This window comes from Tenacibaculum singaporense, assembly GCF_003867015.1.
Lineage (GTDB): Bacteria > Bacteroidota > Bacteroidia > Flavobacteriales > Flavobacteriaceae > Polaribacter > Polaribacter singaporensis.
This window is the reverse complement of the sequence record NZ_CP032548.1, coordinates 1,523,845-1,545,964: the sequence shown is the minus strand read 5'-3', so window position 1 is coordinate 1,545,964 and position 22,120 is coordinate 1,523,845. Positions and strand designations below refer to the sequence as shown.

At 28.1% G+C, this 22,120-nt stretch carries 9 protein-coding genes; all 9 read right to left on the bottom strand.

The window, feature by feature from the left end; all coding sequences use genetic code 11:
* Nucleotides 1–43 precede the first annotated feature (43 nt).
* The 9 genes from D6T69_RS06960 to D6T69_RS06920 all read right to left on the bottom strand — a co-directional run bounded on the left by D6T69_RS06960 (nt 44) and on the right by D6T69_RS06920 (nt 22,118).
* Nucleotides 44–1,681: a cyclic peptide export ABC transporter gene (locus D6T69_RS06960; protein ID WP_125067057.1), complete on the bottom strand. Its 1,638-nt coding sequence runs from the start codon at nt 1,679–1,681 to the stop codon at nt 44–46.
* A gap of 250 nt (nt 1,682–1,931) precedes the next feature.
* Nucleotides 1,932–2,669, bottom strand: coding sequence for a thioesterase II family protein (locus D6T69_RS06955; RefSeq protein ID WP_125067056.1), 738 nt, complete (start codon nt 2,667–2,669; stop codon nt 1,932–1,934).
* A gap of 12 nt (nt 2,670–2,681) precedes the next feature.
* Nucleotides 2,682–5,162 carry a TonB-dependent receptor domain-containing protein gene (locus D6T69_RS06950; RefSeq protein WP_125067055.1) on the bottom strand — a complete coding sequence of 827 codons (2,481 nt, stop codon included), beginning with the start codon at nt 5,160–5,162 and terminating at the stop codon, nt 2,682–2,684.
* Nucleotides 5,163–5,204: 42 nt separating this feature from the next.
* The gene (locus D6T69_RS06945) at nt 5,205–6,527 is read right to left on the bottom strand and encodes a condensation domain-containing protein (protein ID WP_125067054.1); all 1,323 of its coding nucleotides are present in this window, start codon (nt 6,525–6,527) and stop codon (nt 5,205–5,207) included.
* A gap of 75 nt (nt 6,528–6,602) precedes the next feature.
* The gene (locus tag D6T69_RS06940) at nt 6,603–9,944 is read right to left on the bottom strand and encodes a non-ribosomal peptide synthetase (protein ID WP_125067053.1); all 3,342 of its coding nucleotides are present in this window, start codon (nt 9,942–9,944) and stop codon (nt 6,603–6,605) included.
* 29 nt (nt 9,945–9,973) lie between these two features.
* Nucleotides 9,974–11,569: an MBL fold metallo-hydrolase gene (locus D6T69_RS06935; RefSeq protein WP_125067052.1), complete on the bottom strand. Its 1,596-nt coding sequence runs from the start codon at nt 11,567–11,569 to the stop codon at nt 9,974–9,976.
* Between the two features lie 19 nt (nt 11,570–11,588).
* Entirely contained in the window at nt 11,589–14,639 is a 3,051-nt protein-coding gene (locus D6T69_RS06930) for a non-ribosomal peptide synthetase (RefSeq protein ID WP_125067051.1), read from the bottom strand.
* A 183-nt stretch (nt 14,640–14,822) separates the two neighbouring features.
* Entirely contained in the window at nt 14,823–15,818 is a 996-nt protein-coding gene (locus D6T69_RS06925) for a TauD/TfdA family dioxygenase (RefSeq protein ID WP_125067050.1), read from the bottom strand.
* A gap of 3 nt (nt 15,819–15,821) precedes the next feature.
* Entirely contained in the window at nt 15,822–22,118 is a 6,297-nt protein-coding gene (locus D6T69_RS06920; RefSeq protein WP_125067049.1) for a condensation domain-containing protein, read from the bottom strand.
* Nucleotides 22,119–22,120 lie beyond the last annotated feature (2 nt).

Sequence of the window (22,120 nt, the reverse complement as noted above, 5' to 3'; positions counted from 1 at the left end):
TTGTGATAAATTAATGTGATATTTCTTGGCAAATAATGCTTTATTAAGCCCAGAGATTTTCTGTCAACATAGCTTCTTTATTGACTGTAACGTCTTTCACTATTTTTCCATAATCAAACTTAATAATTCTATCAGCTTGTTGAAAATATGCATCATCGTGTGTAACAGCAATGATTGTTTTTCCAGAATCTTTTAACCTTGGAATTAACTCTTCGTAAAAGAATTTTCTAAAATGAGGATCTTGATCGGCAGCCCATTCATCAAGAACTAAAATTGGCTTTTTTTCTAGGATAGCAAATATTAAAGACATTCTTTTACTCTGTCCTTTTGAGAACTGCCTTCTAGCTGACGCATCTTTATCATCTTCAATGACTTTATCTAACTTCATTGTTTCTAACAAACTAAGATACTCCTCATTATTCTCTATCTCATAATCCTCGTAATTATGTGAAAAAATATGATTATCTGTAAAAACAGCCGCTATCATATTTTGTAATTTTTCTTTTCCTCCTAACTCTTTAGAGTCATTCAAATATATTTCTCCTTCTGTTGAGTTATACAATCCTGTTAAAACATTTATAAATGTACTTTTACCTGAACCATTACCTCCTACAATAAATATAGTTTCTCCTTTATTTATTTCCATATTAATGGGACCTAAAGAAAATGTTGAGTCACTTTTTTCATCATTATAAGAAAATGAGATATCATTAAACTTTACAGATTTAAAATCATTATCTGGCATTATTTGAATGTTGTTTTCATCCTTTTTCACTACAGCAAAATCTTGCATAAACTTTTTAATTCTTGAATTAGCAACTAAAAAGCGTGTATACATTTGCTGCAAATTGATTAAGTTATTTATAGGTCCTGATATAAATAAGATTATAACAACATATGAAATTACATCATCTCTTTTTAATAATTCAAACTCAGGGAGCACAAACAAAATAGCTGCTATTACAAAATATAGCCCATATTGGCTTATTAGGTTAATAGACAAAAAGATGTAATTAATTCGAAAATCTAAATCTCTAGCTTCATTTCTATTTGGGATTAAAAATCTATTCATTAAGTTTTTTCTTCTAAAAAAACTTAGTTTAAGTTCTTTAAATCCTTTCATTACATCATCAACATATTGATAATAATGTTCATTATATTCTCTTAAAGCAGCTACTTTTTTAGACATTGAGTTCATTACTATAAAATAACAAGCTGCCACAACAATAATTAATCCAATAACTATTAATGCTGAAACTATAGATAGTGTGAACATATAAACTAAACACAATACCAGCATTAATAATGAATTGATTGTATGAGTTATTGTGTAAGGTAGCATTGCAAATGTTCTTAAGTCTTCAACAACAGTAAAAAAGCGTTTTGATCCAAACTTTTCTAATTTGAGTAAAGGCGCTTTTATTATATGATCAAAAACTTTCTTTTCATTAGCATAAAGTAAATTGAAGGAAAATTTGTTTAGCCATTTTTGATATACCACATTTAATAGGTAAGTATAAATTACAAGAGATAGGAAAACAATCCCCATGTAATCATGTAGAAAATCTTCTTTTCCTGCTAATACATTGTTTATTATATATACAATTCCAAAGCTTAATATTGTATTAGGCAAAGCATATAATATCAAAAAAATGATATTTTTTGGTTTAAGTTTTAACATTCTATTTTTTTTAATTTTTAGTTAAAAAAAGTGATACGTGATACTATACCACTTAAGTGATTTTATAATTCCGTTTATTTATTTTGATGTCTCTTCCTTGAATCTTTTATGTTTTTTTAACAATTTTTTAAACAAGAAAGTTCCAAGTAAACTGTAGTTTCCTACATTTTTTTTGAAGAAAGTTATAGAGAAATAACTATGGTTTTTAGTAGATGGTGATTGATTATACTTAAATCTATAATCTAAGTTACTAGCTGCTAATAAGAACGTTACTTAAAGCTTTTTTAATAATTACTGAAATGTTTTCTGGATAATCATATATAAAAAAATGATTCCCTTTAAACAAAGAGCTATTAAAACTTGATAATGTATGATTTTTCCAGTTATCAATTCTGGACGCGTGTTCCTCTTCATCTCCCATGAAAGCATGTATAGGGCTTTTAATCACTATATCTTTTGATAGTGTATTTTCATCTTCTAGAACTTGAAAGTCTGCTCTAATAATGGGTTTAAAAAAATCAAAAATATCGTCATCTTGAAGGACTTCCTCTGGCATTCCTCCTATTTTTCTTAACTCTTCTTTTAAATCATCATCACTTAATTTATATCGAGTTTTTTTTGATTTTTGATTTTTCAAATCATGAGCTTCTTTTTGAGGACCAGGGTTCCCTGATACAAATAAATATTCAGGAAACAGGAAACTTTTTTCTAATTCTTTTGTTACATAAAAACCTAAATCTGCTCCCATACTGTGACCAAAAATTATAAACGGTACACCTTCGTGTAAAAGCTTAATTTGTTTCACATAATCCTCTATAGCTACCTCTTTATTTTTGATTAACTCTTCTCCAATTCTTTTTCCCCTTCCTGGTAGTTCTAAAGGAATAAATTCAAAACAATTAGGCAAAAATGGTCTCAAAAAATCAAACGAGTACGAGCTTCCTCCTGCAAAATGCAGGAGAAAAACCTTTACTATCTTATTCTCCATTATTTTTATTTTTTAATTTCCGGCCCTTCCTTTTTCTTCTTCATTACCAAAATTTCTTTGATTTACTCTTACTTTTTTATTTCCGAAATTGTAAGTCAATGTCGCTCTAAAATTCCTATTACTTGGAAACATCTTTTGGGTTTGTTTAATATTATTAGTAAAAGAAGTCGATTTTCTAGGGCTTGTATTAAATATATCATATACTCCCATTGATAATTGCCAACTATTTTTTGAGATATTAAACTTTAGTGCTAGATCTAACTCATGACTCTCACTATATTCAAATAGATTATTCTTGAATGCTGAACTATACCAATAATTTATTTGGGCTTTAATTGTTCTTTTAGAGTTTAAAGTGAAGGTATTATTTGTTGATCCATAAAATCTAAATCCGTTTTGAGGCTTAGCTATGATTCCTTCTGAAATAGATAAATTTGTTTTATTTCCTATTAAGTATACACTATTTTGACTTTCCCACCATGAGAGCTTATCAAAAGTGTAATATTCAGATATTCCATAATTGTAATGGGTATAGAAATTCTGATGCTTAAAAAATTGCTCATTAGTAGTATCGTCAATATCAGCTATTTCCCCAAATCCATCATTCTCTACACTAAAAAATAAAGTTGTAATCCAATTACTTTTATAAGTATGAATAAACTCTAAATTATCAGTAAATGAAGGTTTTAATTGAGGATTCCCTTCTATAAAATTAACATTACTAATATATGTTCTCGCTGGATTTAATTGATAATATAAAGGTCTGCTTATTCTCCTTCCATAGTTAAAAGAAAAATTGTTTTTCTCATTCATTTTATAACTAATATATAAAGTAGGAAAAACCCTAATATAATCATTAGTATTTGTCTGATTTAACACGTTTGATATTCCTTTAGTTTGAGTGTTTTCCATTCTCAATCCTAACTGTCCATTCCATTTTTCATTAAACTTTTTAGAACCATTGATATATACTGCTTGATTATTCTCTGTATATTCAAAATCATCAGAATCATTTACAATTAATTCTGGTGTCCCTGATAAAGTATTAAAATTATCCGTTTTATACTCGCTTTTAGTAAAACTAGCTTTAACTCCATAAGATAAATTGAATGCTCTTAAAGGATACTCCATATCCAGCTTTACACTAAAGTTTTCAATTTTTTGATTAGAAACATTCTTGTTTGAAAAAATATTATTTAAGAAATCTCCATCGTTGGTATAACTCTTTGTATTTACATTTCTATCATTATCAGAATTGTATGTAAAATAATCTAAATCTGTAGATAAGTTTTTTCCTTTTTCATCAATTTTCGTCTTAAAATGTAAGTTTAATGAATGATTATACTTTTGCTGTTTACTTCTACCTTTATTATTTAATAAAGAGTCAACTACCATTGCGTTATTAAAGATCTTTGTTTTCGAAGAGGTTGTTTGACTTGGATCTGGATTACTTAGATTACCTAAATACTGAAAACCAATTGTAGAATTTTTACTTACGTCGTAATCAAGCATCAATCTACCTGATAAATTTTCATTGTTCCATTTATCTCTTCTTGAAATTACCCAAGGTCCTGAAGAATAAAAAATTTTTCCTTCTCTATCAATAATTGTATTTCCTTTAGTACCACTCAGACTTAAAATCAAACTTAATTTGTCTTTTTGGTAAGTGAAATTATTTCTCAAAGTAAATCGTGGTAAAAAAGACTGGAAATAAGTTAATGATGTTCTGTTATTCCAAGAATTTTTTCTTCCTTTCTTGTAAATAATGTTAATCAAACCACTATTTCCTTCAGCTTCATACTTAGCTGGTGGGTTGGTAATTATTTCTATTTCTTTTATATCATCTGTGGGTATAGATGATATAAAACTCATTAAAGCTTCTCCAGAGAGTTGAATGATTCTTCCATCAATCATCACTCTCATATTACTTTTCCCTATAATTGAAATATTGTTTCCATTGACTGTCACTCCTGGTGCTATCTTTAAAGCATCTAAAGCATCACCACCTGCTGCTGCTATATTACTTTCAATATTATATACTAATCTATCAGTTTTTCTCCTAATCAATTTTCTTTTAGCTACAACTGTTACTTCTCCTAATTCGGTTTTTTCTTCCTCTAAAAAAATTGGTTGTAACTCCATATTTTCTAATAATTCTAATTGTTGTTTGTAAACTTTATATCCAACATAAGTTATTGATAATACATACACTCCTTTATTCGCTTCTATTTCAAAACTACCATCTTCAGAGGTAACGCTTCCTGCTATAATTTCATCTTTACCATTCATCAAAACAACATTGGCATATGGTACAGCTCCCACTTCATCTTTTACTTTTCCTTTTATTTTTTTTTGTGAAAAAATAGTATTGGAGTTTGATATGGTTTTTACTTCATCTTTTTCTTTTATTTTTTTTTGTGAAAAAACTACAATTGGTATTATATACATACATAAAACAACTGCTTTATGTAATTTGTTTTTCAGGTTAATCATAAGATTTTTAAGTTAATTTTTAGTTTATAGTTTAAATAATTATTAATCCTTTTGTAGGGCATTGATTAATTCGTTTGATATCAAATAATTTAAATTAAGTAAACTCTTATTTTTCTCGTAAACATCTAATCTACAAGTCATTTCTACCTCAAGAGAATTTTCATATAAGATATTGTAAAGGTTTATTGGTTTTTCTTGATTCAGTTGTTTCTTTTTTTCATAAAACAGCTGATTACCTAAAAACGTTTCTTTATCATACTCTCTTTTTATATGCTCAAGTGATATATAATTATAAAGTCCTAAAATGTGATTATCTATATTTACTTTGTCTTTTGACAAAATTTCATTCTTAATTACTTCATAAGGAATATCTTGATTTAATCTTGCATTACAATATGCTATATATACGTCAAAAATTAAGCTTCGTGACATCTTATTTTCTTTTACTATTGGTATAGGTAATGAATTGGCTACCATTCCTAGTACTTTTTTAATATCAAAATCATCAAAAACTTGTTCTCGTCCGTCTACCCTTATCAACTGTATCCCTCTATTGTTAGGAAAAGCTATGTTCAATATTCTTTGATGTAGTGTCATTAAAATTCCTGTTAAGGGTAAGTTAACTTCTCTTACTAAAAATCTCATATTTTCAAAATCACTTCCCTTTATTATTAATTTTTGAGAAACAAATGTTTGTTGACTTTCAAAATCATGATTCTTATCTTTAGTTAAATTAGCCTTCTTTACTAAGTCAATCCAAAACTGCTTTTTTTCTTTTGCTTTTTCTGTTTCGAGATACTTTTTTTGCCACTCAGCAAAAAATAAACTTGATATATAATTTTGATCATATTTTTGATTGTTGAAGAATGTAAAAAGGTTTTTACTTAACATCATATTCGTTTGCATATCTATTAGAGAATAATGAATTCCTAAAACAATAACTAACTCATCCTTTTTACGTACATCATCATAAATAATAACCCGTATTAGCTCCCCTTTAAAAAAATCACAATCTCTTTTCAAAAAAGAAGTCCCTTCAGAGATTAATTTTTGTTCATCAATCTCTTTGTCTATTTTTTTATAAGTTATGTCTAATAAAACCTTTTCAGCTCCTACAAATTGCTGTTTTATTTCTCCCTCTTTATTTATATACTTTACACACAATTCAGGGTAAACAGCTAGGAATTCACGTATTTTAATTTCTAATTCCTCTTCATTGAAATATGGTACTCTTGTAGGTGATAAAATAGAAACTGCCTTTAAATCTTTTAATAAGGACTTTTGATTTTCAGAAATAGAAAATATATCACCAATATTCAAATCGTTTTGAAAAGTAGTTTTACTTTCTTTTTTATTTTCAATCATTCTTCAATTATTTTCTGCATTAATCAACTCGTTTCCAAAACAAGGATTGACTTTATATGTTTAATGCCTATATTTTTAAATTATATTTTCCTCGAAAACAACTTCCTCTAAAAGACTAGCTATTTGCTTTACTTTTGGTTTTTTAACTACTTCTGCTATATTTAAATTAAATCCTAATTGTTTTAATTTTGATATAAGTTCGATTAACTTCAAAGAATTTCCTCCTAAAAAGAAAAAATCATCCTCCATACTAACTTTTTCGACTCCCAAAATATTTTTAATTACCTCTTCTAACAATTTTTCTGTTTCTGTTTCTGGTGCGATGTACTCAACTCCACTTAAAATTAAATTACCTTTTAGTTCTAATAATTTTTTACTGTCAATTTTACCATTTCTTGTTAGTGGAAATTTATCCAGTTTAACGTATTTATCTGGAATCATATATTCAGGTAATTTTTCCAACAAAAACTCTTTTAGTTCTTTTAAACTTTGGTCTTTTTCTCCAACGAAGTATGCTATTAGTTCATTCTGATTTACATTATTTTTATAAACTAAAACTTTAGACTCATTAATTTCCTCTTTCTTTTGGAGCTCTCTCTCTATTTCACCTAATTCAACTCTAAAACCTCTTACTTTTACTTGGTTATCTTCTCTTCCTATGAATTCAATTTCTCCATTTTTTGTCCATTTCCCAAAATCTCCAGTTCTATACATTAATTCTCCTTTTCGGAATGGGTTTTCAATAAACTTCTCTTCTGTTAATTTTGTATTATTGATGTATCCTTTAGCCAAATTTTGTCCGCCAACATAAATTTCTCCTTTCCCTTTTATTGGTATTAATTTTTTTTCCTCATCTAAAATATAGATATAGTTATTATGTATTGGCTTACCAATATTTACACTTCCTCCTTTTGTAATTTCTTTTACTGTTGTCCAAATAGTATTTTCACTTGGTCCATATTCATTAAACATTCTACATTCAGGAATTATTTCAAAATGCTTATCGACCAAATTAGTATGAATTACCTCTCCTCCTAGAATAACTCTTTCTAAATTTATATTTGTGTAAGATTCTTCTTTTATAATAAGTTGATAAAGCGAAGGCGGATTGCATAAACATTTAATTCTATTTTCTATTAAATACTTTACAATAAAATCTGGGTTCTTTAAGCTCCCCTCATCTAAAATATGGTATACTGCCCCTGTAGTTAAAGCATTCCAATATAACCCAATTGAAGCATCAAATGAAAATGGGGTTATGGCAAGTATTGAATCTATACTTGTATAAAATTCATTTCGAGATATTATAGAATTTAATAAACTGCCATGAGATACCATAACTCCTTTAGGGTCTCCTGTTGATCCAGATGTATAAATAACATAAGCTAAATCACTATCTGAGCTCTCTTCTACAATAGCTTCATCATTTTCTAATGAATCAAACTCAACATCAATTGCAAAAACATTTCCATCAAAAAAATCTAAATCAAAAATATAATTTGCTTCAGTGATTAATGCTTTTGAATTTGTTTCTTTTACAATATGTTTCTTTCGAGATGTAGGCAACATTGGATTTATGGGAACATAAGCTGCTCCTGATTTCATCACACCTAAAATTGCAATTATCATCCACTCATTACGGTCAAGTTGAATTCCAACAATATCGTTTGGCTTAATATTAAATTCTTCTTTTAAAAAGTTTGCTACTTTATTTGATGCTAAATCGAGTTCTTTATATGATAAACTTTTATCCTTGAATTGAATCGCCCTTTTGTCCGGGTTTACTGATGAAAACTCACTAAACAATGTTAAAACTGTCTTAGATGTGTCTACATCTATTTCATTGCTATTAAAAGCACTTAGAAGTTTTTCAGTTTCATTTTTAGACAAATATTCTACATCTTTTGTTTTTATAGAAGGATTATCTGAGATATTACTTAGGATATTTTTAAAATGATTCATAAAGTTCATAATAATATCCTGTTCATAAACATCTGAGTTATAATTTACTCCAAAAGAAATACAACCATCAACTTCTTGAAAATGCAACTCTAAGTCATTTTTACATTGACTATCTCCCAATACTTTAATTTCATCTAACTCACTTTCGCTTACCGTATCTAAGTTTGAAGCAATATTGTTATAAGTTACTGAGATATCAAAAATTGGACTACGACTCATGTCATAACTCACTTTTAAATCCTGGACTAAACGATCAAATGGATATGCTTGATATTTATAAGCCTCTAGAGTTGTTTGTTTTATTCTGCCAAAAAATTCTTCGAAAGTTTCATCTGGAATTACTTGATTTCTTAATGGTAGAATATTTAAATAGAAACCAATTTGGTTTTCTAATTCAGTTCTATCCCTACCATGTACAGGTGTTCCAATAGTAATATCTTTTTCAGATGTATATTTATATAGTAATATCTTCAAAGCTGCTACAATCCCCATAAACAAGCTTCCTCCTTGTTTTTGAGTTATTTCTTTTATTTCTCTGGTTACTTTAGGGCTTATATATGCCTCTAAACTGTTCCCTTTATATGTCTTAGATTTAGGGCGATCTTTATCTGTAGGCAAATCAAGTATAGGGATATCTCCAGAAAGTTTATTTAACCAATATGTCTTTGCTTTTTCAGTTTCATCGTTACTTAACTTATCTAATTGCCATGCAGCGTAATCTTTATACTGAATCTCTAGAGGTTCTAACTCTACTTTAACGTTATTTTTGTAGCTATTATAAAACGCTAAAACGTCCTTAGATAAAACTAGTAAAGACCATCCGTCACTTATTATATGATGCATATTATAATACAGTTCAAAATATTCATCAGACGTTTGAAGCAACGATATTCTTAGCAAAGGGCCTTTTTCTAAATCAAAAGGTAAAATTGAATCATTTTTTATATAGTCTTCAACTTCTTTTTGAGGGGAACCACTTCGCCTAAAGTCTTTATAATCCACAGAAAAATTTAAACCTTGGACTGGAATTATTTTTTGCCATACCTTCCCATCTTCATCTTCTTGAAAAACTGTTCTTAAAATTTCATGTCTTTCTATTACTGAAAGAATAGCCTTATTAAAACTCGTTATATCAATTTTTTCTTTTAGAGGCATATGAAAAGGCATATTAAATGCAGATGTTTTACCTTCAAAACGATCTATTACCCATAGCCTCATTTGAGCTGAAGACAATTCATATTTTTCAGTTTCTGATAATTTTTGAATTTTACTAAAACCAGAACTTTTACTTTTTAAAAACGTAACTAAAATTTCTTTATTAGTTTTAATTTTTTCTATGAGTTCTGGGGTTAAACCTTTATCATATGAAGCAATTTCTATTGTATCATCAGAGTTTAACTTTAAATGAATTTTTTCTTCCCTTAATTCAGAGATTATTTTTTTTGCTGTTTCCATAATATCTATGTATTAATTGAAATAGGTTATTAGTATTCTATTGTTTTTTCTCCAAACAATCTTTCAGCATCTTTCCCCATTTCAATACACTTAGCCACGAGTTTGTTTGATTCTTTTATTGGTCTAGATTCGTCTGTATATCTGATAGAGCTTATAAATTCAAGCCATGGTTCTAATCCCATAGCATAGACAAAAACATTCTTAGGATTAAATATGTTAATTAATGACATACCTTGTTCGTAATCACTTCCTGCCAAACGTCTAGAAAGATCTTTATCTCTTTCTAATTTATCATATAATAATGGTCCATACACCCATGATAAAGGCGCACCATCACATTCCATTCCTAAAAACAATACATCTACATTACCGATAACTTTTTGAACTCTTTCATATATTTTTGGTTCTATATTACATGAATCAGCTACAAAAAGAACATTAAAATTATTATGAAGACCAACGTGAAAACAAAGTTTACTTCTGATATCTAAATCACAATGCTCTCCTAAAAAAGGTAAACCTGTAATACTACACCTATCTAACTCTATAGACTCCATTTCATCTAACTCAATAACATTAAAAAAACCTATCTTATTTAACATTAATCTTAAACTAGGGTCTTGAATATTTCCTTTACTTCCACTTGGAACAACTATATTTTTTATTCTATGTCTTAATTGTAATAAAGTTTCAAATAAAATATGGTCTTGATGGTTATGAGTGATAAGTACATAGTCTATCATTTCTGGTAAATCATTAACTGTATACCTGCTTATGTCTGTTTCGTAACCATCATAACTAATAACTGGATCAACTAAAATCGAGATTTCATTAGTTTCTACTAAAACACTTGCATGTCCAAAATATCTAGTTCGAATTCCTGAACCTGTATATTTTTTGAAGTTTTTAGGTGGTTCCGTTGTAAAAAAACTTTTAAAAAGCTCTTCTTGTTCTGGTTTTATTCCTAAAGCATTTTTTATATAATCATAGTCTCCAGGTATCTTCTTCATCTTAAAAAGTTCATCTATAACCTTCTCTTTAAATGCTATTTGAAGATGAATTAAATTTTCATCGTCTAGTCTTGGAGTACTTAAAACAAAAGATCTAGCATTATCAGACTCTACCAACTGAAGAGAAATAGATTGTGTACTTTCATCATAATATTCACTACTATAAAAAAGAGATTCATAGATTCTAAAATTTGCTCTATTATTTAAATCATAATACAACTCAACATATCCTTTTAATAGATCTGGAACCTTTTCATATAATGGATCTAAAGAGTAACCAATGGCTTCACTTTTTAACATTTCATTTAATTCTTCAAATGCAGTGTTAAGTTCTAAAAGACTAGCTCTTTTGTTTAGTGTTTCTTTATACAACTCTTCTATTTCTTCTACTCTACCTCCATCATAATCTATAAATGGTCCTCCCAACATTTCAGTTTTTTTTACTGCTGCTGCATGAATTCTTGGGTTTTTTATGTATGATTCCATTATTTTTAAATGTCTTTCTTTAATGTTTAACCCTGCTGTAGGAGGATACATTAAATGTGACCAAGCGTACCATCTATCTATAAGAGCTTCAATTGCTACATTTGACTTTAAATAATATTTAGTATTCATTTCTTTATTTTTTAAATAGTTAAATAACTGTTTTATCTACTATTTCGTTTTGATTTTCTTCTACTTCATGCCAAAGTTCATTTTTTACCATTTCTGCCAATCCTTTTATTGTTGGCTCCTGAAATAGTACAATAAGATCCACTTTTGCATTAAACTGTTGTTGTATTTCGGAAACTATCCTTACTGCTTTAATACTATCTCCTCCTATACTGAAAAAATCATCTTCTACACCAATTTTTTCTCTTCTTAAAATATTTTCCCATATTTCAACTAACTTTTCTTCAATTTCATTAGATGGAGCAACATACATTGAACTTGTTATTACATTTTCCGATGTAGTTGACAATAGTTTTATAGTGTCTATTTTTCCATTTATTGTTAAAGGAAAGTTTTCGACTTTTATAAATAGATCTGGAATCATATACTCAGGAAGCGAATTCTCTAAAAAACCTCTTAATTCATTTTCTGATAATTCTTCTTCTGTTTTAATAAAAGCTATGATTTCCTTTTCTAAATCATTATTCTGCTTTACTAAAACTATTGCTTCGTTTATATTCTCTCTTTTATTTAGTAAATTTTCTATCTCTTGAAGTTCTATTCTGTAACCATTTACTTTAACTTGATTATCAATTCTACCTACATATTCAATTTCCCCATTTGACAGCCATCTTCCTATATCACCAGATTTATAACTTCTTTCTTCTTCTGAAAAATTAGATTTAATAAACTTCTCTGATGTTAATTCATTGTTATTTAAGTATCCTTGAGCTACTCCATTACCCGATATTAAAATCTCTCCTGATACACCAATAGGACATCTCTCTCCTTCTTCATTTAAAATTGTAACTTGAGTATTGGCTATTGGTTTTCCTATAAGTATTTTCTCTTTTGATTCTAAATCAATTTTTTTTGCCACACAACCAACTGTTGTTTCTGTAGGCCCATACTCATTATACAATTGAATAGTATTGGATATTTTTTTTACAACATCTATATGGTTTGCCTTTAACTGTTCACCCCCACAAATTATTTTCTTAATAGGTGTTGACTCTAAATTAAGCTCATTGAGTAAGGTTAAGTGAGCTGGAGTTAATTTTAAAGTGTCTATGTTAAAATCTATAAATGCTTTTTTAATAGTATTAACTATTGATTCTTCATTAAAAATAGTTATTCGTTTACCTCTTGTTAACGGAGAGAAAACACTTGTAACTGTTAAATCAAAAGACATTGACGTTATAAATCCAAAATTCCCCAAGTTGTCATTAGAAAAATAAAATTCGTTAGCCCAGTTTATATAATTATATAAGTTCTTATGCGAGACTAAACATCCCTTTGGTTTCCCTGTTGACCCTGAAGTATAAATACAATATGCAATGCTATCTTCTCTTATAAGATTAATAGGATAAGTAGAATCATTATCATAATCTTGTATTTTATTAGGAATAAGAATATTTATATTTTCAAATTCAAACCTATCTACTGATTCGTCACAAGAAATAAGTAACTCACATTGTACATCATTCAAAATATAATTAACCCTATCTTTTGGATAACTCTCATCTATTGGTATATAATAGGCTCCCGCTTTTAAAACTGATAATGCACTTATAATAGACCACTCCGATGGTTTCATCAATATAGCAACTCCTTTACCTGGTATAATGTTTTTTTTACTTACTAAATAATTAGCTAGCCTATTTACTTTCTCTTCAAGTTCTTTGTAAGAAATATTCTTACCCTCTACTATTAAAGCAACATCATTTGGGCATTCATCAGCTCTTTCTTCTATTAAATTAATTACATTTTTACCTACAACTAATTCTTTATTAGTATTGTTAACTTTATTTATTATTTCATTTTCTACATTTGTAATAACTGTTTTTTGAGCTAAACTTTGAAAATATTCTTTAGTTTGACTTGTTATAACTTCACAATCCTTTTCATGTATATTACCTATATTAAAGTATAATTCCAGTTCAATTCTATCTCCATAATCAACACAACTAAGTTTTAACTCAAAAGGGTCTTGTATAGAAGAAAAGTCTTTTACTACTATTTTTTTTTGGTCGGTAAACTCTATATATTCAAAACAGTATTTAAAAATTCTTGCTTCGTTATCATTTGAGTTTATTTCTCTATTTAAAGTAAAATAGTCAGACCATTCTTTAACTTCTTTAACTTCTTTAATTAAGTTTTCAATACTCTCATTCTGAGTATCTCCTTCATTTTTAAAACAAGTTATTGGAACTGTTTTATTAACATAACCAAAAGTGTTTTTTAATTCATCATAATTTCTAAGAAACGGTATGTAACCAATTGTTAATTCCTGTTTTTTAAATAATCGTAAATATTCTGACCATTTATAAAAAAGAAAATCTTCGATACTTGAGTTATGTTCCTTTACTATTTTTTTTAAGTCTTCATATTTTTTACCAACAATTTTCACCAACTTTCTTTTCTCTACAGCAAAATCACCTTTCTTTGTATTAACAAATGGATATACCTTCTCATTGAAATTATACTTTTTGTTCTTCCAAAAAAGTCTTGCTTCTTCATCTTCCTCTTTAAGTAGCTCATTTTGCCAAGCACAAAATTTTGTATACTCAATCTTTTCTTTTTCTTCTTCTTTTTTACTCTCTAAAAAACTTGATAATTGATTTGTAAAGTTTACAATTGAAAAACTATCTGCCCACAACGAGTATATCTTTACATGCAATTCATCAATAAAATCATCTTTTTTTACTATTTTAAAGCGAATAGGAGAATCGTTTTCTGGATTATAAGCTTTATTATAATCTGGATCAGCTGATTCATAAACTTCTAATTTGACATCCTCTATTTTTTGAAGTGGATATTTATAATTATCAAGACTTAAAACTCTAGCTCTCAACACTTCATTCTCATTAAGAAGTTTTCTCAACGAGTTCATTAAAACTTCTGACTTTACTTTATCAGAGAATTGAAGAACTATTTCATTAAAAAAATTGTTTAAGTTTTTGTTTCCGATTAACCAGAGATTTTTTTGATTTTCGGAAAATTCATATCCATTTCCGCTTAATTCTAAATTCATAATAAAAGTTTCTTTTTAGTTAAATTTATGCAGTACTATATCATCACATATAAGGCTATGTGTTGATAGTTGTATTCTTTATAAGATTAGATTGATAACAGATGGTTAACTATTTTTTTATAATTAACCTTGATTTTTAATAGTTAGAATTTTATTCTTTCTTTTCTAAGCAACAAAAAGTTTTTAATACATTGATACTATAACTTTTCTTTCTCCTTCGTAAGTATTTCTTCCATGAGCCATTAATAAATTATCTAAAAAAAGTACATCGCCTTTTTCCCACGGAAAAGAAACAGTTGACTTTATAAATGCATTATTAATTTCTTCTATAATTTCTTTAGATATTTCTGTACCGTCTCCAAAAAAAGTATTGTTAGGTAGTTGTTCATCATCAGAAATTGAACTCAATACTCCTTTATTTAACATGTATTTATTAAAAAATAAGCCATGATTAAACCATATTTCTTCATTTGTAATGGGATGTTCCCAAATCGCTTTTTTTGTCCAACTAATTACAAGTTCATTGTCTCCTTTCCAGCAAAATTGCATTCCATTGTTTAGACACTCTTCTTCTACATCTTTTTTTTCATTTGTTTGAAAAACTTCCTGCCAAGTTAACCCAAGAACCCCATTAAGGTTTCTTCTATACTTTATTCCTTTTTCTTTAAATAACTCAACTGTTTCTTTAGATAAATTTTTTAATACTTTCCTTGTATCAGCGATAGGAGTTTCTCCATTTTTTAACGCAGGGGTTACACAGCAAAAAATTATTCTTGATGGATGAACTGGTGCATACGAACTTTCTGAATGCATATTTATTATTTGATCATTAGGATAAGTAGTAGACACATATACATTACCAGATATAGAGTGTCTTGGAGATGACCTTAACTTATACTCTAATAACTCATTTGGAAAAACATTCATTAAGTCTTGAAACTTATCTACTGAGTTAATTTCAAAACCTCTAAACAAAACTCCCCCATAGTTTATTATATCTTGCTCAAACTTTTCTTTATTGTTGTGTATCCAAGATTTCAAATTAAGATTTGCATTTTGTGTTTCAATCACTAAAGGAAACCCTTGAGTAGTATCTTTTACCCTTTCAATAATATTTTCTTCCTCAACATTTATACTTTTAGCACTAATATTTTTTAACTTATTCAATCGATCTCTCATGGCTTATTTTAACAAGTTTTTTAGTTTTTGTTGTCTCTTTTGTTTTAATTGATTTCTTTGTTTTTCCTCAAAATCAATATCTCTCAGCTTTTTATTTGGTTCGTTTATTAATTTTCTTAATAAATACTTATAATCTCTCATCATTTTCCTTACAAAAGATGATTCAAAAATTGAGGTATTATAATCTATATCCATATAGAAAAAGTTGCCTTCTTCTGCAAAATTTATTAAAAGATCTAATTTAACTTGAACATTCCCTCTATCCTCAATATTTTCTGTGTCATAAACTTTCTTTTCCTTTATATTTTCTGCTGTGTTATGAAATGAAAACATTACATCAAAAATTGCATTTCTATCAGTCAGTCTACTAACTTCTAAATCTTCAACAATCTTCTCAAATGGGTATTCTTGATTTTCAAAACTTTCAAGAACATTCTTTTTAATTTTCTCAAAAGTCTCAATGAATGTTTCTTCAAAATTTAATCTATCTCTTAAAACAATAGTATTGATATAACATCCTATTTGATCTTTCAAATCATCATGATATCTACCTGATACTGGAGTACCTATAATAATATCTGTTTGGTTAGTATATTTTAAGAAAAGTATTTTCCATACTGTTAAAACACCAACATATAAGGTAGCTCCATTAACCTTACATATCTTCTTCAGATTATTTGTTAACTCTGAATCAATATATGAATACAAATTCCTACCATCATGTGTTATTGTATTTGGTCTCGATTTTTCTCCAGGGAATTTTAATCTTGTGAGTTTACCATTCAATTTTTGTCTCCAAAATTTACTATACTCCTTAAACTCTTCGCTTTTATTTTTAGAGTTTTGCCATTCTGCATAATCTTTATATTGAACGGTCAAATCTGGCAATTGAGGGACTTCATTCTTTATAAAAGCGTTATAATAAGATAAAACGTCTCGTTTTATAATTTCTAAAGAAACACCATCCCCAATAATATGGTGCATATTGTAGTAAAAGATGTATTTATTATCATATATTTTGAACAACATTACTCTAAATAATGGTCCCTTTTCTAAATCAAAATCCTGATAAGAATCTTCTTTTATTAATTCCTTTACTTTATCAACAGCATAATCTTGGTCAGAATAGTCAAAACATGGAATTTCAAATGATAAAGTTTCTTTTGGCAACACCCATTGAGACAGTTCACCTTGCTCGTTCTCTTTAAAAATTGTTCTCAATATTTCATGCCTTTCGACTAAAGCTACTATTGCCTTTCTAAATATTTCAATATCAGAAACCTCATTTAGTTCAATAGAAAAAGGCATATTGTAAGAAGCCGAACTATTAGAAAACTGACTTGCAATCCATAATCTCTTTTGAGATCCTGATAATGCATAACTCTCTTTTTCTATTGCCTTTTCAATTTTTAAATAATTACTTTTTGGTGCTTTATTTAATAAGCTGATATGAGAGTAAAGTGTAGTATTTAAAAATATCTCATTAATTCCCAACTTAACATTAAAAATTTTCTGGTATTCGTTTATTAAGTTTGTTGCTTTTAAACTATGACCTCCTAAGACAAAAAAGTCATCATAAACACTAACTTTTCCCTTCTTAAGTACTCTTTTCCATACATCTACCAATTCTATCTCTATATCATTTCTTGGCGCTACATAATTATTTACCTGCTGAAAAGTATTATAATCTACATTCGGTAACTCTTGTTTATTTATCTTCCCACTTGTAGTTAAAGGAATTTTATCAAGCTTTACAAAATATTGTGGTATCATGTAGTCTGGAAGAAATTCTTTCATGAAATTTCTTAACTCAACCGATGAAATTTCTATCGACGATTCAAAATACCCCACCAAAAAGACTTCCCCATTGTCTCTCTCCTTTGGGACAACTACAGCATTTTTTACTTTTTTATGCTTTTGTAAATTATTTTCAACCTCTCCTAATTCTACCCTATTTCCTCTTATTTTTACTTGATCATCCTTTCTAGAAATAAACTCAATATTTCCATCTTCTAGTCTTCTTCCTAAATCACCTGTTTTAAATAATTTTTCTTCCTTTTCAAACGGACTATCTATAAACCTAGATGATTCTTCTTTTGATAAATTAATATATCCTTCTGAAACACAGTCTCCGCTGATACATATTTCTCCCACAACACCAATAGGTAATATATTCAGATACTCATCTAATATAAAAACCTTTACATTCTCTATAGGAATACCAATTGGAACTGTTCCTCTTTCATCTATTTCTTCAAACTCAGCTTTATTTTCTATTGAAAAAGCTATTTGTCTTTGTTCATCTAAAACTGCTTCTAAGTTACCTTCATTTGTAAACGGATTCATAAATACCGTTCGGAAAACAAGATGTCTATTTGAATTTTCTTTATTCTTAATTTTAGTATACGAAACAAAAGTATTTCCTTCCTCAAATTGTTTATTCTGAATTTGTTCGTTTAATTCATTTAGTTCTTCTATTTCTTTTTCTGTAAACTTTAATTTTCCTCTATACTTTTCTGGTATGTATCTATATAATACAATATTTAAATCTGGCTGTAATACTAATTCAAAATCAACGCTTTTTTCAACTAATTCAGCAAAGTACTGAGCAGTATTATAATTGTGCTTTACTACTTCTGCAAAACCTTCTTTTCCTAATACATGAAAAATTGCATGAAGTGTTAAACTCATAAAATTCCTTGAACCTTCAACCGTATATTTTCCTAAATCATAACTCCCTTTTCTTGCTTGATAATGTGTGTTATTTTCTGAAAATGAAGCAAAATCAATATCTTTAAACAAACATAGACTTAGCCCTATAGGAATGTAAAGTTGTTTATGTGCGCAGATTGAAACGGTATCAGCCATTTGAATTCCTTCAAATTTTAATTTTAATGAATCATCCATTAAAAAACTTCCTCCAAATGCAGCATCAACATGATAATGAATATTAAATTCGGCAGCTATTTCTCCTAAAATTTTTAAAGGATCGATATTTCCAGATTCAGTCGTTCCTGCAACCCCAATAATACTTAGTATTAATGTTCTCTCTTCTCGTAATCGCTTAATTTTACTTCTAAGTTCATCTTTAAGTTCTTCATAAGTCTTATCTTCAAAACTAATGGGCACAAAAGATTTTTTACCTAAACCTAATATTTTTAACGCTTTGCCAAATGAATAATGACACCATTCAGAACCAATTATTACAACTTTCTCATATTCATATGCTTTCATTGCTTCCATTAGCCCTTCTTCTGATATTCCTCTAAAACCTTCTTTAGGTTTTAACGAATTATTTAAAGCATAGCTCATGGCCATTATATTAGACATTGTTCCTCCATTAGTAATAACTCCTAAAGCCTCTTCTGGACTTTGAACATATTCTTCATAAAAAGAAGGTCCTTTTTCGAAAACTAACTTATGAAATGTTCCTATTACTTGATTTTCAATAAGCGTAGCTACCAAAGATGTTTCTATTTTTACCTGATTCTGATTTAGAGCAACTATTAATGCATTAATTTCTCTAATAAATTCAGGAACAGGCCCTGTCATATGCCCTATGTAATTAGGTGAAGCTACATTTACTACATTAGGTAAAATATCTTTTTTTAGAAACTCAATATATTTTTCTTCATTTATCCCTTTGCTAAAATCAACCTTCTGAAAATTATCATTCTCTAATAATTCGTTTAACGAACTCGATACTATTTTCAAACTACTATCCTGATGCTCAATTAATTCATTAACAGAATCTCTAATTGTAGTATTGAAAAGTTTAAAGGAAGACTCTGTAAAATAATCATTATAGGTATCATAATAAGTTGCATCAGCAGTTACTTCAGTAGATCCATAAATATTTATTAATCTAACATTATTTCTTTTTAATACTTTATAAAACCTTGATACATCTCTTTTTTTCAGGGTTTCTCCACTACTAATACAGACTCTTAAATTTTCTAATTTAACTCTACATAACTCTGGAAACTCCAATATTGCTCTTAGAAGTGAAGGAACTAAAACTATTCTTGTTATTTTTTCTTCTCCTAAACTTTCTATAAATGAGGGGATATCAATTATATCCTCTTTCCTATAAAATACTAATGGGATTCCTTTTAACAAAGGACCAAAAAACTCCCAAATATGATCTACAAAGCTTATTGATGTTTTGGCACAACAAACTTCATCTTTCTCAAAAGGATATTTTTTCCACATCCAGTTCAATCTATTATTTACACTAGATGTTTTTATTAAAACCCCTTTGGGAACACCGGTTGATCCCGAAGTATAAATTATAAACTCAATTTCACTATCAACCTCTTTATCCCAATTAGTCTTTACTTCCTCTAAAACAACCTGCTTTCTTTTAATTTCATTCAGTAAAGTTTTGTCAATTATATTTACACTGGAGCTTAACTCCGAAATATAATTAACTCTTTCATTTGGTGATTTTGGGTCTACAGGAATATAAATAGCTCCAATTTTCATTACGGCTAATAATATTGCCATTAAATCACAGTCATGGGGTAGACTTACTACTATATTTTGCCCAGTTTTTAAACCGTACTCTCCAGAAAGAATAGTAGCATACTCATCTGATAATTTATCTAATTCTTGAAAGGTTAATTTTGTCTTTTCATAAACTACAGAAACTTTATTTGGCGTTTTAAAAACTTGCTCTTTGAAAAAATCAATGACTCTCTTATTTTTAGGGTAGTCTCCTTTATTACTATTGAAAGTATGCAATAATCTATAACGTTCTTCTTCTGTTAGAAACTCTACTTTATTTATTTTTTTTTGGGGAGCAAATAAAAGTTCATTTATAAGTTTTTTATAATGAATCATACAGTTTTTAATAAAACTCTCTTCATATATATCTGAATTGAATTTAATATCAAATGATATATAATCTCCTAGTTCCTTAAATTCAATCTCTAAAGGAAATTTAGAAAAAGTCTTTCCCAAATTGCTGATATCTTCTATTTGGTTTTTATTGAGATTCTCATACTCTTTTGCTCCTTCTTTTATGTTATGCAACACCAATAGAACATCAAAAATAGGCGTTCTACTAACATCTCTTTCTACATCTAACTCTTCTAATAAATTGTCAAAAGGGTACATTTGATGTTCAAACGCATTTATGGTTTTATCTTTCACCTTTTGATAAAAAGAAAGGAAACTACTCTCTGGTTCTATTTTATTCCTAAGTGCTAATGTATTAACATAATACCCTACTTGATTTTCTAAATCAGGATGATCTCTTCCAGCAACTAAGGTTCCTATTATAATATCTTTTTGCCCCAAATACCTATGAAATAAAACATTCCAATTAGCCAGTAACAACATGAATAAGCTTCCTCCATTTTCCTTACAAAACTCCCTTAATTTCTTGGTCGTTTCTTTTCCAAGATAAGTTCTATAATGCCCTCCATTATAGGTTAATATTTTAGGACGCTTTTTAAGGGTAGGTAAATTTAGACTTGGTAGTGGTGTTACTAACTCATTCTTCCAATACTTTGCCTCTTTACTTACTATGGCATTATTTAATTGATTTAACTGCCATGAAGTAAAATCTTTATACTGAATAGGTAAATTTGGTAAATTTATTACCTCCTTTTTTTCACTTGCTTTATACATAGCCATGATATCTCTTTGAAGAACCTCTAATGACCAACCATCACTAATTATATGATGTATATTCAAGTAAAATAAATACTCATTATTGTCAATTCTTAACAAAGAACATCTCAGCAAAGGACCTTTCTCTAAATTAAACGTTAAAGATGAATCTTTATTTATGTATTCCTCCGCTTTAATTATTGCATTATCTCTCCCTTTTAAATCTAAATAGTTCAAATGAAAATTAAACTCTTTAGAGGTTAAGACTTTTTGATATACCTCACCGTCCTCTTTCTTTACAAATACAGTTCTAAGAATTTCATGTCTCTCAATAATATTTTCTAATGCTTCTTGAAAAATTTCTACAGAATACTCTCCTTTTAACTTAATAGTTACAGGCATATTCCAAACAACAGAACCTCCCTCAAATTGATTTAGAATCCATATTCTTTTTTGGTTATGTGAAATTGGATAATACTCTTTACTTTCTATTACTGGAATATCATCGTATAGTTTGGTCTTATTTTTTCTCTTCAGAAAAGACAATAATTCTTTTTTATTTGTCTTTACCTTATCAACCAACTCCAAACTAATATCTTGACTATCAAAACTTAACTCTAAATCCTCTCCATCTAAAGATATTTGGATTTTATTTTCTTCTAGTTCATTTATCAAATCAATCATAA